Source organism: Desulfovibrio sp., assembly GCF_034006445.1.
Classification (GTDB): Bacteria; Desulfobacterota; Desulfovibrionia; order Desulfovibrionales; family Desulfovibrionaceae; genus Desulfovibrio.
Window position 1 is genome coordinate 16,504 of the sequence record NZ_JAVESS010000010.1, and the last position, 16,749, is coordinate 33,252.

At 58.9% G+C, this 16,749-nt stretch carries 14 protein-coding genes; all 14 read left to right on the top strand.

All coding sequences use genetic code 11. From position 1 onward, the window contains the following. The first annotated feature begins 2 nt into the window (after positions 1-2). The 14 genes from RBR41_RS09510 to RBR41_RS09575 all read left to right on the top strand — a co-directional run bounded on the left by RBR41_RS09510 (position 3) and on the right by RBR41_RS09575 (position 16,404). Positions 3-1,274, top strand: coding sequence for a (Fe-S)-binding protein (locus RBR41_RS09510; RefSeq protein ID WP_320352324.1), 1,272 nt, complete (start codon positions 3-5; stop codon positions 1,272-1,274). 311 nt (positions 1,275-1,585) lie between these two features. After that, entirely contained in the window at positions 1,586-3,352 is a 1,767-nt protein-coding gene (locus tag RBR41_RS09515; protein WP_320352325.1) for a lipoyl protein ligase domain-containing protein, read from the top strand. Next, positions 3,339-4,403, top strand: a complete 1,065-nt coding sequence (locus RBR41_RS09520) for an NAD(P)/FAD-dependent oxidoreductase (RefSeq protein WP_320352326.1) — start codon at positions 3,339-3,341, stop codon at positions 4,401-4,403. The genes RBR41_RS09515 and RBR41_RS09520 overlap by 14 nt, the downstream gene beginning before the upstream one ends. Beyond that, positions 4,390-5,349, top strand: a complete 960-nt coding sequence (locus RBR41_RS09525) for a radical SAM protein (protein ID WP_320352327.1) — start codon at positions 4,390-4,392, stop codon at positions 5,347-5,349. Before RBR41_RS09520 ends, RBR41_RS09525 begins: the two co-directional genes overlap by 14 nt. A gap of 91 nt (positions 5,350-5,440) precedes the next feature. Beyond that, positions 5,441-6,535: a radical SAM protein gene (locus RBR41_RS09530; protein WP_320352328.1), complete on the top strand. Its 1,095-nt coding sequence runs from the start codon at positions 5,441-5,443 to the stop codon at positions 6,533-6,535. Between the two features lie 324 nt (positions 6,536-6,859). Then, the gene (locus RBR41_RS09535) at positions 6,860-7,453 is read left to right on the top strand and encodes a GDSL-type esterase/lipase family protein (protein ID WP_320352329.1); all 594 of its coding nucleotides are present in this window, start codon (positions 6,860-6,862) and stop codon (positions 7,451-7,453) included. Between the two features lie 602 nt (positions 7,454-8,055). Beyond that, positions 8,056-8,457 carry a hypothetical protein gene (locus RBR41_RS09540; protein WP_320352331.1) on the top strand — a complete coding sequence of 134 codons (402 nt, stop codon included), beginning with the start codon at positions 8,056-8,058 and terminating at the stop codon, positions 8,455-8,457. 160 nt (positions 8,458-8,617) lie between these two features. Beyond that, positions 8,618-9,943: a dicarboxylate/amino acid:cation symporter gene (locus RBR41_RS09545; protein ID WP_320352332.1), complete on the top strand. Its 1,326-nt coding sequence runs from the start codon at positions 8,618-8,620 to the stop codon at positions 9,941-9,943. Positions 9,944-10,010: 67 nt separating this feature from the next. Beyond that, on the top strand, positions 10,011-10,856 hold the full coding sequence (locus tag RBR41_RS09550) for a fumarate hydratase (protein WP_320352333.1): 846 nt from the start codon (positions 10,011-10,013) through the stop codon (positions 10,854-10,856). A gap of 8 nt (positions 10,857-10,864) precedes the next feature. Beyond that, complete coding sequence (locus RBR41_RS09555; RefSeq protein WP_320352334.1) at positions 10,865-11,425, top strand: Fe-S-containing hydro-lyase; 561 nt, start codon at positions 10,865-10,867, stop codon at positions 11,423-11,425. Positions 11,426-11,480: 55 nt separating this feature from the next. Further along, entirely contained in the window at positions 11,481-12,110 is a 630-nt protein-coding gene (locus RBR41_RS09560; RefSeq protein WP_320352336.1) for a succinate dehydrogenase/fumarate reductase transmembrane subunit, read from the top strand. Positions 12,111-12,118: 8 nt separating this feature from the next. Then, entirely contained in the window at positions 12,119-13,975 is a 1,857-nt protein-coding gene (locus tag RBR41_RS09565) for a fumarate reductase flavoprotein subunit (protein WP_320352338.1), read from the top strand. Between the two features lie 14 nt (positions 13,976-13,989). Continuing rightward, on the top strand, positions 13,990-14,781 hold the full coding sequence (locus RBR41_RS09570) for a fumarate reductase iron-sulfur subunit (RefSeq protein WP_320352339.1): 792 nt from the start codon (positions 13,990-13,992) through the stop codon (positions 14,779-14,781). Between the two features lie 378 nt (positions 14,782-15,159). Next, entirely contained in the window at positions 15,160-16,404 is a 1,245-nt protein-coding gene (locus RBR41_RS09575) for an NAD(P)-dependent malic enzyme (protein WP_413785149.1), read from the top strand. Positions 16,405-16,749: the final 345 nt, after the last annotated feature.

Genomic DNA, 16,749 nt, shown 5'->3' on the forward strand with positions numbered 1-16,749 from the left:
TCATGCGTCAGTCAGCATTCAGCATCAGGCAGCGTATGGCCCTGGACGCCTGCACCGAGTGCGGCCAGTGCCTCACCGTGTGCCCGGCCGTGGCGGCCTCGGGCGATGCGGACCTCTCGGCCCAGGTGCGCATGCATAACCTGAAAAAACTGCTGCGCGAGGGCAACTTCTTCTGGAAGGCGCTCAACGAAATGCTGGGCCGGGAGCCTCTGGCCACGCCGCAGGTGCTCAAGGACTATGGCCTCTCCGTTTTTCGCTGTTCACTCTGCGGCGATTGCGAAGAGGTCTGCCCGGCCGGTCTGCCCCTCAAGAACATGTGGCTGTCCCTGCGTGAGGAACTCTCGCGCACCGGCGATGCGCCCGACAAGATACGCATGATCCGTGCCAACCTCGACGGCAGCCACAACGTCTTTGACGAGGATAACGACGAGCGCGGCGACTGGGTGGACGACATGCGCAAGCCCCCCAAGGGCGGTTGTGTCAAGGACTCCGCCGAGGTGGTGTACTTCACGGGTTGCGTGGGCGCGTACTTTCCGCTGGCCCAGAAGATCCCCATGGCCTTTGTGGAAATACTGGATGCTGGCGGCGTTGATTTCACCATTATGGCAGGGGACGAGTGGTGCTGCGGCTTTCCTTTGCAGGGCTCTGGCCAGAGCGAGGGGCTGCCCGCCATCATCGCCCATAACGTGGCTGCGGCCAAGGCTCGCGGGGCGCGCAAGGTGGTGTTCACCTGCCCGTCCTGCTACCAGATCTGGCGCGAAGCCTATCCCCCGGAATTCGAACTGGTCCATGCCTCAGAAATGGTGGCCCAGCTCGTTCTTGAAGACAGGCTGCCCCTGGGCGAACTGCCCATGACCGTCACGTATCACGATCCCTGCGACCTCGGGCGTGGCGGGCGTGTTTTTGACGAACCGCGCGCGATTATGGCCCGCATCCCCGGCCTCACTCTGGTGGAGATGGAGCATAACCGCGAGCATTGCCTGTGCTGCGGAGGCGGCGGCAACCTCGAAATGATTGATCCCGATCTTTCCGCCGCCATGGCCAAACGCAAGGTGGAGGAGGCCGTGGCCACAGGCGCGGAGGCCATTATCACCAACTGTCAGCAGTGCGTGCGCACCATGATGACCTACGCCAAACGTAACAAGGTCAATATTGATGTGATGGATATGAGCCAGCTTGTGGCCAAATCCTTAGAGGCTGGCCGCAAGGCCGTGGTTGCGGCCGAAGCCGCCAGGGCGGCGCAACCCGAAAGCGCTGCGGGAACTCAGGGATAATAGCCGGGGGCTGGGGGGTAGAGCAGTTTACGAATGAAATGAGTTAACTGCTCTGCAAGGATTTTTCTGAAAATCCTTGCCACGAAATGCGAGTAGGCAGGCTTTTGCCTGCCGTACGCGAGCATTTCAAGTGTTAAATGCTCTAGTGGGTGCCCCCCGGCCCCCGTGTTCTGCAGCATTGTTTTTCACGCGACAGCCAGCGGCGTGCCGTAAATGGGGCCGTCACAGGCCGTTGATCTCAAAAAGCCGGGGAGAAGGCCCCCGGTCCGCCGGGGACGGTTTTTCCCCGCCAGACTTCAAGGGGTAGTTTCATGAAAGCGCAGTGGCGACTGCTGGACTTGCCGCCCATGACAGCGGCGGAAAACATGGCTCTGGACGAGGTGCTGGTGGAGGTGCGCGGCAGCGGACACTCCACAGATACCCTGCGTTTTCTGCAATTTCGCCCGGCAACGGTGCTGGTGGGTTTTCATCAGTCTCTGCAGGAAGAAGTGCGCCTGTCCTACTGCCGTGAGCACGGCATTGACGTGAACCGGCGCATCACGGGCGGCGGCGGCCTGCTTTTTGACGAAAACCAGCTCGGTTGGGAAATCATCTGCGCCAAGTCCTTTTTCGGCGTGGGCATACCCAACGCCAATTTGTTCCGCCGTCTGTGCGAACCCACCATCACGGCCCTGCGCGGCATGGGCATTGACGCATCCTTCAGGCCCCGCAACGACATTGAGGTGGCGGGCCGCAAAATATCGGGTACGGGCGGCACGGACTGCGAGTCGGCCTTTTTGTTCCAGGGTACCTTGCTGGTGGATTTTGACATTGAAACCATGCTCAAATGCCTGCGCGTGCCTGTGGAAAAGCTCAAGGCAAAGGAAATAGATTCCATCAAAAAAAGGGTGACCTGCCTGGCCTGGGAACTGGGGCGCGTGCCCGAAACCAGGGAAGTGAAGCGCAACCTTGTGGAGGCCTTTGAGCAGCACATGGGCATCACGCTCCGGCCTGGCGGCCTCACGGCGGAAGAAGAAGACCTGCTGGCCGAGAAACTGCCACACTTCCAGTCGCAGGAATGGATAGACATGGTGCGCCCCACCTATGAGAAAACAGAGGTGGTGCAGGGCGCGCGCAAGTCTCCTTTCGGCCTTGTGCGCGTGACCATGCAGCTGAACATGCCGCGCAAAACGCTCAAGAATATCTATATCACCGGTGATTTTCTGTCCTTTCCGTCGCGGGCGCTTTTTGACCTTGAAGCCGCCCTGCGCGGTCAGCCCCTGGACGGCGACCATTTGTGCGGCATCATAAAAGATTTTTTCAAGGATGGCAGAATCGTCATACCGGACATGGGGGCGGAAGATATCTGCATTCCCCTGCGCATGGCTCTGGAAAAGGCCGCCATTGCCCGCCACGGCATCCCCCTTGAGCACTGCAACCGCATCTTCACCACCAACGGCAGTTTTGACGAGGTGCTGGCGGCTGGGCCGCAGGCGCTGCTCTTGCCGTACTGCGCCAAACTCAAGGACTGCGACCTGCGCTTCACCCGTTCGTGCCGCGCCTGCGGTGAATGCGTTGTGGGCGATGCCTGGACATTGGGCCACGAGCGCAAATGGAGCACAGTCTGCATCACCAGCTTTGAGCATCTCATGCAGGAGCTGGAGAAAATGAAGGGGCAGGGCGTGCCCGCCTTTATCGGCTGCTGCTGCCAGCCTTTCTACATCAAGCATGTGGAGGATTTCGCCCGTCTTGGTCTGCCTGGCATCCTCATAGATATCGAAAATACCACCTGCTATGACCTTGACCAGAGCGAAGCCGCCCACAGGGGGGAATTCTCCAGCCAGACCATGCTGAACATGGCCTTGCTGCATGACATTCTTCGGGTTGCCGGACAGGCCAAGTTGTCTGGACAGGCAGAACGGGCCGACGGGGCCGGGCAGCAGGCCATAACAAATGGCGCGTCAGGCGTCGTTCCCGGTGTCACGCCCGGTGTAACGCTCGGTGTAACGCTCGGTGTAGCGCTCGGTGTAGCGCCCGGTGTAACGCCCGGTGCAGCGGCTGGCGCAAAAAAGGCTGGGGGGACGCATGCTGCACTATGACGTGCTGATTGTGGGCGCTGGCCCCGCCGGTTCCAGTGCCGCCAGAGCTGCCGCGCAGGCCGGAGCTTCCGTGGCCCTTGTGGAGCGCCGCAGCGCAGTGGGCGTGCCCGTGCGTTGCGCCGAATACATACCGGCAATGCTGGTGGGCCAGGCTGACGTGGGCAAGGACTATATCGCCCAGGCCACGCTTGGCATGCGCAGTTATCTGCACGGCCACCGTATTCAGGACATGGCGGCTCCGGGCTATGTCATCCACCGGGACAAATTCGATCAGGCGCTGGCCAGCGCCGCTGCGGATGCCGGGGCGCATGTACTGCTGGGGCACTGCGTTCTTGGCCGTGAAGGCGGGCAGGGCAGTTGCATCATGTTGTCCACGCCCACAGGCGGGATGATTAGCATAAAAGCCAAGGTCGTCATCGGGGCCGACGGCCCGCATTCGCGCGTGGCCCAATGGGTCGGGCTGCTCAATACCCATTGCCTGCCGTCCATACAGGTGCGCCTGCCCCTGTGCAAAACTCTGGACCATACCTGCATATATTTTGATGAAAGCATCACTGCCGGCTATGCCTGGCTCTTCCCCAAGGGGGACGTCGCCAATGTGGGGCTCGGCATGCTGCGGCAAAGGCACACGCCGGGCCTGCGCCGGGTGCTGCGGCGCTTTGTGCGCGGCCTGTCGGCCCTTGGGCTGGTGCGCGACGAGCCCCTGTCGTTCACGGGCGGCTGGATACCCGCCGGGCCGCCCAGGCCCTGCGTATCGGGCGACATACTGCTGGCCGGAGACGCGGCGGGGCATACCCATCCCATAACAGGGGCGGGCATCTTTCAGGCCGTCATGGGCGGCCAGATGGCTGGCCGCTGGGCGGCCCGCGCCGTCCGGGAGAACAGCCTGGATGTCTTGCAGGGCTATGCGGACGAATGGAACGACTTTTACGGCGACGTTCTGTCCCACGCCCACAAGCGCAGGCTGGACTGGGAAGGGCATAACGGCGTGCTGGACCAGTCCATAAACAGGTTCTGGATAGGATTCAGGGAATACTATGCGGCCTCTTGATCACTGGGACGACGTGCAGCTGGAGCAGGCCCGTGAGCTTTCGTGGGCGCGGCACGGCAAAAAAATACTCTTCTACCTGCCAGGCATGTTTGTGCGTGACGGCGTGCAGGGGCAATACCCCGCGCTTTCCGTCACTGGCCGCGACTGTGCGCAGCACTGCGCCCACTGCGGCGGCGCGCTCTTGCAGAGCATGCCCGATGTGAGCAAACCCGGCAGCCTGCTGGAAAAATGCAGGGCGCTTGAGGCGCAGGGCGTGCAGGGCGTGCTGCTTTCTGGCGGCTGCGACGGTCGGGGGCGGGTTCCGTGGAAGAATTTCATCCGCGCCATTGCCGAAGTTAAGCGGCAGACAGGGCTTTTTGTGTCCGTTCACTGCGGCATGCTGGATGCGGCCACCGCGCGCGATCTGAAAAGCGCCGGGGCGGATCAGGCCCTCATTGACATCATCGGCAGTGCTGAAACGTACTACAAGGTCTATCATCTTGAAGACGGCCCGGAGTTGCTGGACAGCAGCCTTGAAGCGCTGGCGCAGGCCGGACTGCCGGTGGTGCCGCACATTGTGGCCGGGCTGCACTTCGGCAGGCTGCTTGGTGAAAGCTGGGCTCTGGAAATCGTTGCCCGGCACCCGCCAGCCCTGCTGGTCATCGTGGCCTGCATGAATTTGCCCGGCACGGACATGGCGGGCATGACCCCGCCAGCGGCGCGCGAGGTCTGCGGCGTCATCTTGCGGGCACGGGAACTCATGCCGGATACGGAAATAAGCCTGGGCTGCGCCCGCCCCCGCAAGGGCGCCGCCGATCTGGAAGAACTGGCCCTGCTGGCCGGGGTCAACCGCATGGCCCTGCCTTCACAGGAGGCCGTGGCCATGGCCGCCAGCATGGGGCTTGAGGCGCAGTTTCGCAAAACCTGCTGCTCGGTGCGTATGGGCGGGGGCACGGCTGGCTGGTGAAAGGCCGGTATTGGAAGGATTTGCGTTCACGTACACCACGTGACGGGCATATGGAAAAAACGTCTGCTCAAGGGCAGCCAGCGAGGATATTATGAGCCAAGCCACAGAACTGAAAAGTCAATGTTCCCCCAGCCAGGGCGTTTGCGGGCAGGAACCCGCGCCCGAAAGCCCCGATGTCGTGCGCATGAGCCTTGCCGCCGCCATGACGCTGGACTTTGCGCCGGGCAGTTTTTACCGCAACGCCTGCCTTTCGTGCGTCAATCTTCTTTTGACCTACCGCTCTGGATGCGCGGCCCGCTGTTCCTACTGTGGCCTTTCAGGGGCCAAGGAAAAGCGCCCCATCAAGAGCTTTATCCGCGTAACCTGGCCTTCCTTTACCGTGGATGAAGTCATTGCGGGCATTTTGCGGCGTCAGGAGCGCGTCAAGCGCATCTGCATATCCATGCTAACCAACAGCCGCGCCCCGCGCGACGCGACGGACATCTGCCGCCGTTTGCGCGCGGCCGTGGACATTCCGGTTTCCCTGCTCATCTCGCCGACCATACTGACACGCCGCCACCTGGAAGAATTCCGCGACGCCGGAGCGGACAAGATCGGCGTGGCCATTGACCTTGCCACGCCGGAGCTCTTTGCCCGGTACCGTGGGGCCGGGGTAGGGGGGCCGCACTCCTGGGAACGCTACTGGCAATGCCTGGAAGAAAGCCTGGATGTTTTCGGCAAGGGCATGGCCGGTTCACATTTTATGGTCGGCATGGGCGAAACCGAAGAAGAGATGAGCCGCGCCATGCAGCGTGTGCACGATATGGGCGGCAACACGCATCTGTTCTCGTTTTTCCCCGAGGGGGGGTCGCCCCTGGCCGAGCATCTGCCGCCGCCCATTGACCAGTATCGCCGCATCCAGCTGGCGCGCTGGCTCATTGACCACGATCATGCCCGCGCCGAAGCCTTCACCTACAATCAGCGCCGGGCCATCACCGGGTACGGACTGCCAAAGGACGCGCTGGACGGCTTCATCAACGCTGGCGAGCCATTCCGCACCTGCGGCTGCACGGGCCGCGACGGCGAGGTGGCCTGCAACCGCCCCTACGCCAATTCGCGCCCGGGGCCTGGCATACGCAACTATCCTTTCAAGCCGGAAGAAGCGGACGTGCGCCATATCCGTCTGCAAATGGGCTTGCCTTTGTAATTTGCGGCAAAGGCCGCAAGGGCCTTTTTCGCAATCTGCGAATCTGAAACAGGATCGGGCAGGCATCCTGTTTCAGGTTCGTGGACAGCGTGCCGCTTAGAGCAATTTCACTTTGGAATTGCTCTGCTGACGCGAAGGCGGCAGCCGCCACGAAGTGGCGTGGATTCTGGCGAAAACCACGTTTTTCGCCAGAATGATGCGTTGAAACAAAGAGTGTTTCAAAAGCAAAATGCTCTAGCGTGGGCGGCACAGGGCCGCGCCGGTTTACCCCTCCGGCGCGGCCCGCTCTTTGACGCCATAGCGGGAGAGGAGTAAAAAACACACATGACCTTGATCTGCCTGGGCGACAGCCTCACATATGGTTTCGGTATTCCCCGTCACCGGGTCTGGCCTTCATTGCTGGCCAAAACTACAAGCATGAAGGTGCTCAACTGGGGCATCAACGGCGACACCACAGGCGGTATGCTGGCCCGTTTTCAGGCTCACAGCGCCGTTAGCGACGCCCGTGCGGCCATTCTTATGGGCGGGTTCAACGATCTTGCTCTGGGCGCGGATATTGGCGTGGTAAAAGCCAATATGTTCGCCCTGGTGCAGCAATGCTTCAATGTTCGCGTCAAGCCGGTGCTCGGCATCCCCATCCCCGTGCGCTATCCCATCACCTTTCCTCTGCTGGCCAGCATGGATGTGGATAGGGCCTGCGCCGCCTATGGCGGATTGCGGCCCTGGCTGCACAGCCTGGCTGAAGATTTTTCCCTGCCTGTGGTGGATTTTTATCGTCGATTTGAAGAGTTTTTAGTCTCTGCGGCCCTCAACGGCAGAGAGTATTTTGACGCCCTGTACACTGACGGTCTGCACGCCAGCGAAGCCGGGCACGCCCTCATGGCGCAGGAAGCTGCACGGGCGCTGCACAATATCTGACCTTCCCGCTCCGGCGCGCTGCAAGCCCCAGATTTTCGGGCGCTGTCAATCCCTGATTGCCCCCTGATTGCCGGTGCGCTGTCCCCGCGTTTCGGCGCGCTGTCCCCTCGTTTCGGCGCGCTGTCCGTTTTTGAACAGCGCGCCCAGCTTTGCAGCCTTGGGCCGCTCCTTGAGCGTACAGTCTGCGGGGCTGGATTTCATCCGTAAACCAGCCCGTATAATTCAATTTTATCGTTAAATTACCGTGTGTTGACTCAGAGTTTTTCTGTCCGGAAGGCGTGTCACGCGGCCGCTCTTTTGCAAGACGCAGCGGTATTATGGTATGAAAATATGATAAATGTGTAACATTCTTAATTAATTAGCTTTGCAGCATTGTATTTTATATACACTATAATAGAACTCTGTATTGACAGCATTTAAAACATCAATGATTAAAGAAGTATGTATTGCAACCAATTTTATATAAATTAAAACTATCACTAATTGTAAGTGAACGTGAAAAAAATAATTTAATTGCATTGATTATTCTTTCTGTGTTTTATTTACCTCATAAGTGAAAAATCTATGAGAGGGTGGCAATGCGCAGAGGGATGGCTTTTTCCGTGGCAATTATTGCCGCTATTTTTTGCCTTCATTGGGCAATCAATATGGGATTATTGCAGTCCCGTGGAAGTGTGCCATTCTGTGAATCTGTCAAACATCAGAATACCTGTCTTTCTTTGCTTGCTGTAGTTGATAATAATGTGCATAAACCGCCGGACATCAGTGCGGACAGCGCAAAAGAGCTTCCAAGTACTTCGGCTAGCCTTATGGACACCATGCCTGGGTGTGCAAGCGATGATGTTGAAGACCTGCCTCAGATTAAGCATACCTTTTTAAAGATATTTCACCACGATCCAATTAAAAATTTTGGATTGTCCCCTCTGTCCGAAACTCTCACGTGGTTGGACAAAAGCAAACTTCGCACCCTGCGACCCCCTGTGCGTGCAGCGCCGCGCGCCTGACGATAATTCTGCCCAACTTTCCACAAGCACACGCTAAACTGAGACAGCACATGTCCCGGTCCGGTTCCGTGGCAAAAGCTTCCGGCTGTAAAGCCGCGTAGCCTCTGGATGCTGTTTCTAAATAACACGCCTTCAACAGCATTACTTAAAGGTGGAACGTATGCTTAAGTATTTGAGAGTGCTCTATGTACAAGTGTTGATTGCAATCATGATAGGTATTTTGCTGGGGCATTTCTATCCGCAAATGGCGGTAAAGATGCAGCCCTTGGGCAAGATGTTCATCAACCTGATCAAAATGATCATCGCGCCGCTCATTTTTTCCACAGTTGTGACAGGTATCGCGGGCATGAACGACATCAAGGCCGTGGGTAAAACCGGCGGCCTCGCCATCGTATATTTTACAGGCATCACACTGCTGGCCCTGGTTATCGGTCTGGTGGTCGTAAACCTGGTGCAGCCCGGCGCGGGCATGAATGTTGACGTGAGCACCTTTGACGCCGCCGACAAAAGCATCGCCGCCCAATACGCAGGCAAGGCCAAAGACAATAACCTCATCAACTTTTTAATGAATATCATTCCGCATACTTTCGTTTCCGCTTTTACCAGCGGCGAGATACTGCAGGTTCTGCTTGTGGCCATCATCTTCGCCTTTGCCCTGAACTTTAGCGGCGCCAAGGGCCAGCTGTGCTTTGATCTCATCAAGAGCCTTTCTGAAGTGCTTTTCAAGGTTATCAATATCATCATGCGCGTCGCGCCCATTGGCGCTTTTGGCGCAATGGCCTTCACCATCGGCAAGGAAGGGATAGGCTCCGTACTGGCGCTGGGTGAACTGATACTGTGTTTTTACGCCACCAGTATCATGTTTGTAATACTGGTTCTCGGTGTTGTGGGCCTGTTCAGCGGGTTCAGCATCTTCAAGTTCGTCCGGTATATTAAAGAAGAGTTGTTTATCGTTCTTGGCACGTCTTCCTCCGAATCCGTGCTGCCCAACATGCTGCGCAAGATGGAGAAGGTGGGCTGCAACAAGAGCGTCGTGGACCTGGTTATCCCGGCAGGCTACTCCTTTAACCTGGACGGCACGGCTATCTATCTGACCATGGCCGCGGTATTTTTGGCCCAGGCTACCAATACGCCCATGACCATTGGCGAAGAACTCGTGCTTCTTGGCATTTTGCTGATTTCATCCAAGGGCGCGGCGGCAGTTACTGGCGGCGGATTTATCGTGCTGGCGGGTACGTTGAGTTCTGTTGGCAAGATTCCTCCGGAAAGCATCGCCGTCATTTTCGGTATTGACCGCTTTATGTCCGAAGCGCGTGCGCTGACCAATCTTGTGGGCAACGGCGTGGCCACCATCTTTATTTCCAAGATGACCGGCAATCTTGATTCCGAAAAGCTGCGCCGCGAGCTTAACGGACATACGCTGGAAGTCGAAGTGGATGACGATGTTGCTGAAACGGAGATGGCCGCAAGCAAGGCGGACGTTTGATCCACTTCCGAACTGATGCGCGCTGGGCGCCAACTGAAGAGGCACAAGCGAACAGATTGGGAGAGTCATGAAAGAAATTCATTGCAATGACATAGCGCAGGCAGTGGCGCGTCTGGCCATAGATGCCTGCTACCGACTGCCTGCGGATATGGTTGAAGCCATGCGTAAATCCCGCGAGGCCGAACCTTCGCCGGTGGGTCGCACCATACTGGATCAGTTACTGGAAAATGCGGGCATTGCCGCTGAAGGGCAGATTCCTTTGTGTCAGGACACAGGAATCACAGTGGTTTTCGCCGAGATAGGACAGGATGTACACATAGTGGGCGGCGCTTTTGAAGACGCCGTCAATGAGGGGGTTCGCCGGGGGTACACGGACGGCTATTTGCGCAAATCCTGTGTGTTCGAGCCTTTGTTTGAGCGCAAAAATACGGGGGACAACACCCCGGCCGTCCTGCATTCCCGCCTGGTGCCAGGCGACAGGCTGCGCTTGCGTCTGGCGCCCAAGGGGGCAGGATCAGAAAATAAAAGCGTACTCAAAATGCTGGTGCCGGCCGACGGCATCGAGGGGGTACGCAAGGTGGTTCTGGACGCCGTTCTTGCGGCTGGCCCCAACTCCTGTCCCCCTCTGGTCGTGGGCGTGGGCATCGGCGGCACTATGGAACTGGCCGCCCTGTGCGCCAAACGCGCCGCAGCCCGCGACCTTGAAAGCCACAACGCGGATGCGCGTTATGCGGCCTTTGAAGATGAACTGCTTGATATGGTCAACAGAACCGGCGTCGGCCCGCAAGGGCTTGGCGGCGTGACCACGGCCCTCAAGGTGCATGTGGAGTGGGCCCCGACCCATATAGCTTCGTTGCCGGTGGCCGTGAACATCAACTGTCACGCGGCGCGCCACGCCGAAATCGTCCTGTAGGGGGGGCCATGTCTGACCAAGTCAAAAAAATACGTGCTCCTTTTGACGAAACCACGGCCCGCTCCCTGCGGGCCGGCGACAGGGTGCTTATTACGGGCACCATTCTGGCCGCGCGCGATGCGGCCCATAAAAGGCTGGTGGAAACACTGGACAGGGGCGAACCTCTGCCGGTGGATCTGCAAGGGGCTGTTGTCTATTACCTGGGGCCAAGTCCGGCCCGTCCCGGTCATCCCATCGGGGCGGCCGGGCCGACGACTTCAGGCCGTATGGACGCCTATACGCCCCGCCTGCTCAAGCAGGGCCTCAAGGGCATGATTGGCAAGGGCTATCGCAGCCCTGACGTCATAAAGGCTATGGAAGAATTCGGCGTACCGTATCTGGCCGCCGTGGGCGGGGCGGGAGCGCTCATTGCCCGCAGCATCAGAAAATATACGGTGCTGGCCTATGAAGATCTGGGGCCCGAAGCCGTTGCCGCCATGGAGGTGGAGGATTTTCCCGCCATTGTGGTTATCGACTGTCTGGGCGGCAATTACTACGAGGCTGGCCAGGCGCCGTATCGACGTATCTGATGTGTACGTGGCGCGTCCATAGACTGTTTACGTATCATTGCACAAGGAGTTCATAATGGCTTTGAGCAGAAATTCCGCTGAGGGCAAAACTCGCCTGGATTTCTGGCAGGCCGCCACGGGCGCTTTTTTGGCGCTGTTTGTGTGCGTGCACCTGCTGCTGGAAGGGACGGTGGTGATCAGCCCTGCGTTGACCAATGGCATAGCCTGGTTTCTCGAGGCTACGTGGTTGACCCACCTGGTGGCCCCTATCATTATTTTGATGGTTGTTTTTCATTTTTATATTGCGGCCCGCAAGATGCCCTTTCGTACGCATGAGCTTGGCATCTTTGTGCGGCACAGCAGAAGCCTGAAGGATTTTGACACCTGGCTGTGGCTTGTGCAGGTCTTTACGGCCATAGCCATCCTGCTCGGCGTGTTTTTTCACGTATACGCGATCATGACAGACCTTCCCATCAATGTGGCAGGCAGCGCCAAGCGCCTGCACAGCGGATGGCTGGCCTTTTATGTTGTCTTTTTGCCCTGCGTCATCCTCCATACGGGCATCGGCGTGTACCGCATCGCCGTGAAGTACGGCGTCTGCGTCAAGAGCGCCAAGGACATGTGCCGCAAGTGGATATGGATCGTCATGGGCTGTTATCTGTTGCTCGGCTCGCTGGCCTTGGCCCGCGTCTGGTTTCAGGGATAGGGGGGCGTATGCGTATTTTTGAAAGTGACGTTTTGTGCATTGGCGCTGGTCTGGCCGGAGAGCGTGTGGCGGTGGAGGCCGCACAGGATGGCTTCAGCGTTATCTGTCTTTCCGTGGTGCCGCCCAAACGCTCGCACTCCTCTGCCGCCATGGGCGGCATGCAGGCGGCCCTGGGCAACTCAATCATGGGCGAGGGCGACTGCCCCGAAATCCATTTTAACGATACGGTAAAGGGTTCTGACTGGGGTTGCGACCAGGAGGTGGCCCGTCTGTTTGCTGAAACCGGCCCCATAGCCATGCGCGAAATGGCCTGGATGGGCGTGCCCTGGAGCCGCGTCGTGCCCGGCGAGCACACCTACTACAAGGGCGGCAAGCCTTTTCAGGCCACGGAAAAAAAGGAAAATGAGGGGCTTATCCATTCCCGCGCCTTTGGCGGCACCGCCAAGTGGCGTACCTGCTACACTTCGGACGGCACAGGCCATGCCGTGCTTTTCACCCTGGACAGCCGCCTGCTGCAACTGGGTGTGGATGTGCACGACCGCATGCAGGCCGAAGTGCTGGTGCACGATGGCCAGCGCTGCATGGGCTGCGTGGCCCGCGACCTGCGCACCGGTGAACTGGTAGGGTACTTCGCCAAGGCAACGCTTATCGCCACCGGTGGATACGGCCGTATTTACCGGGCCACCACCAATGCCATCATCTGCGACGGCGGCGGCCAGATAGCGGCCCTTGAAACGGGCGTGGTGCCCCTGGGCAATATGGAGGCCGTGCAGTTTCACCCCACGGGCACGGTGCCCACGGACATTCTGGTCACAGAAGGCTGCCGTGGCGACGGCGGAACCCTGCTGGACGTGAATGAATACCGCTTTATGCCGGATTATGAGCCGGACAAGGCCGAGCTTGCCTCGCGTGACGTGGTGTCGCGCCGCATGACAGAGCATATGCGCAAGGGCTTTGGCGTGCCCAGTCCCTACGGCGAGCATCTCTGGCTGGACATCCGGCATCTGGGCGAAAAGCACATCACCACAAACCTGCGCGAAGTGTATGACATCTCCACCCATTTCCTTGGCGTGAACCCCATACACCAGCTCATCCCCGTGCGGCCCACCCATCACTACAGCATGGGCGGCGTGCGCATCAACAAGGATGGCCACGCCTACGGGCTTGAGGGGCTTTTCTCCGCCGGCGAGGCCGCCTGCTGGGATATGCACGGCTTCAACCGCCTGGGCGGCAACTCTCTTGCTGAAACCATCGTTTCCGGACGTATTGTGGGCAAAAAGCTGGTGGAATTCCTGCATGGCTACGAAACCGTGTTCTCCACAGCCGAAATGAAGGCCGCCGCGCTCAAGGTCAAGGATCGCATCGCCGCGCTGCTGCGCGGCACGGGCGACGGCTGCTACACGCTGCGCAACGAGATGCAGGATGTCATGATGGAGCATGTCGGCATCTTCCGTAATGGCAAGGATCTGGAGGCAGGCGTCGTCAAGCTGCAAAACCTGCTGGAGCGCTGCAAAAACATGCGCCTTGGCAGCGGCAACATCCCTGGCCCCAATGCGGAGCTTTCAATGGCCCTGCGGGTGCCCGGCATGCTCAAGCTGGCCCTGTGCACGGCCTACGGCGCGCTTATGCGCACTGAAAGCCGGGGCGCGCACGCGCGCGAGGACCACCCTGAACGCAACGACAAGGACTGGCTTGTGCGCACCCTGGCCTATTGGAACGAGGGCGACAGCCTCCCCACGCTCCGGTATGAGCCTGCCACGCCATTCTTCATTCTGCCTCCGGGCGACCGGGGCTATGGCGGCGGCAAGATCATCCAGGGCGACATCAGGGAAGACCAGATCGTTCCCTACCACGAGAAAGGTTAAGGGAGGCAAGCTCAATGGGACGCAATCTTACGTTCGAGATATTCCGCTATAATCCGCTGGATGCCGGGTCCTACCCGCACATGCAGAAATTCCAGCTTGAAGAGCATCCAAGCATGACGCTCTTTATCGCGCTGAATCTCATCCGCGAAAAGCAGGACCCCTCCTTGCAGTTTGATTTCTGCTGCCGCGCAGGCATCTGCGGCTCCTGCGGCATGGTGATCAACGGGCGGCCCGGCCTGGCCTGCCACACGCAAACCTGTGACCTGCCGGACCACATAACCCTGCACCCCCTGCCAGTCTTCAAACTGCTGGGCGATCTCTCCGTGGATACGGGCACGTGGTTTCGCAATGTGGGCCAGAAGATCGAATCGTGGATACACACCAGCAAGGCCTTTGATCCGGCGGCGCAGGAAGAACGCATGGACAATGAGCTCGCCACCCAGATATTCGAACTGGACAGGTGCATCGAGTGCGGCTGCTGCGTGGCGGCCTGCGGCACGGCCCGCATGCGTGAAGACTTCATCGGGGCCACGGCCATCAACCGCATGGCGCGCTTCTATATTGATCCGAGAGACAACCGCACCCCGGCCGATTACTACGACCTCATCGGCGACGATACAGGGGTCTTCGGCTGCATGGGCCTGCTGGCCTGCGACAGCGTGTGCCCCAAGCAACTGCCCCTGCACGACCAGTTGGGCATCATGCGGCGTATGGTGAGCATGGAATCCGTGAGGGGCATCCTGCCGGATTTCCTGCGTAAAAAAATGCAGGGCTGCGGCCATACGCATTGCAGCGGCAAGGACTAGGGCACGTTTACCTTGAAACGGCTCTGGCACCCGCGTGAGCGGTGCCCGCCGGGCAGGCATGGGGAAACGCTGATTTATTTTGTTTAGCGGTGTTGCTTCACTTTTTTTGAAACAGTCGAGGACGGAAGAGTCCACTCCTGCTTCAAAAAAAGAGCGCGCCTTGCCAAACGAAATACCAGCGCGTTTCCAGGAAGCTCTTTAATCAATGCTTCCATAAGCACAGCCTGCACACTGTTACTGCCGTAACGGCCGTGCCGTACCCTTTGGGAGTGCATCCTAAAGGTGACCTGTTCTCACTGCGCGCCAACAGGAACGAATGGGCCTGTTGGCGCAACTACACAGAATGTCAGAAGATGCTAGGAGTAATTCATGTCCCGTATAAAGAATCTGCGTGAAGATGCGCTGGCCATGCACAAGAATTTTCAGGGCAAGATTGAAGTGCGCGTAAAGGTTCCCGTTCGTGATGCCGATGATCTCACTCTTGCGTATTCGCCCGGCGTGGCGGAACCCTGCATGGAAATCAACCGTAATCCTGAAATGCTGGACGTGTACACCAACCACGGCAATTTTGTCTGCGTGGTGTCCAACGGCACAGCGGTGTTGGGCCTGGGCGACATTGGCCCCGGCGCCGCCATGCCGGTGATGGAAGGTAAAAGTCTGCTGTTCAAGACCTTTGGCGATGTGGATGCTTTTCCCATCTGCGTTGACACCAAGGACACAGCCAAGATCGTCGAGCTTGTGGAACTGATGGCCCCCACCTTTGGCGGCGTGAACCTTGAAGACATCAAAGCACCGCAATGCTTTATCATTGAGGATGCCCTCAAGAAAAACGGCGTTTTCAAGGGCCCCATCTTCCACGACGACCAGCACGGCACCGCCGTGGTTACTCTGGCCGGGCTTATCAATGCTCTCAAGGTCGTCAACAAGAAGCTGGAAGACGTTACTGTGGTCACCAGCGGCGCGGGTGCGGCCGGTATTGCCATCATCAAACTGCTCATGGCCATGGGCCTCAAGAACGTCATCATGTGCGACACGCGCGGGGCCATCTACGAAGGCCGCGCCGAAGGCATGAATCCGTATAAGGAAGAAATAGCCCGGCGCACCAATCCGCAGAAGGTCAAGGGCGGTCTGGCCGAGGCTATCAAGGGGGCGGACGTGTTTATCGGCGTTTCCGCACCCAACACCCTTACTGAAGACATGATCCGCAGCATGGCCAAGGACCCCATAGTCTTTGCCCAGGCCAACCCCATCCCCGAAATCTGGCCTATCCAGCGCGCGCTGGACGCCGGTGCGCGGGTGGTGTCCACGGGGCGTTCGGACTGCCCCAACCAGATTAACAATGTGCTGGCCTTTCCCGGCATCTTCCGTGGCGCTCTGGACGTGGCCGCCACGGACATCAATGACGCCATGAAGATAGCCGCAGCCTACGCCATTGCAGAACTGGTCACGGCTGACGAACTGCGGCCCGACTATATCATACCTTCAACCCTTAATCCCGATGTGGCCCCGGCCGTGGCTGCCGCCACTGCCCGCGCCGCCATAGAAAGCGGCATTGCCCGCAACCCTGTGGATCCGGCCATTGTGGGGAAAAACCTCAAGAACAGACTTGCTAACCGCAAGTAAAACCTTCAGGCGTGTAACAGGCGAATAACGTTGTATCTTCTTCAGCCGCTGCCCCTGTGGGCAGCGGCTGAAGCCGTCTTTGCCCTTGGCGCAGTTCACTGTTTATCCCCATATCTCCTCGGTTTCTGGGAGGCCCCGCCATCAGCCCCGCCATATTTTGTCGGGGCTGATCTGTTTTCGGGAACAGGGCGTTTTTGCTGGCAAGCCTGCCGTGGCGGCGACTGGTTGCGGTTGCCCGGTTTCGGCGGCCCGGTTGTGGCCGGGCATGCCTTTGCGCACGGGCATATCACGGGCGCGCTGGGAAGACTGCAGGAGATCCTGCTGGTACTATTACGCTCCCTGTGA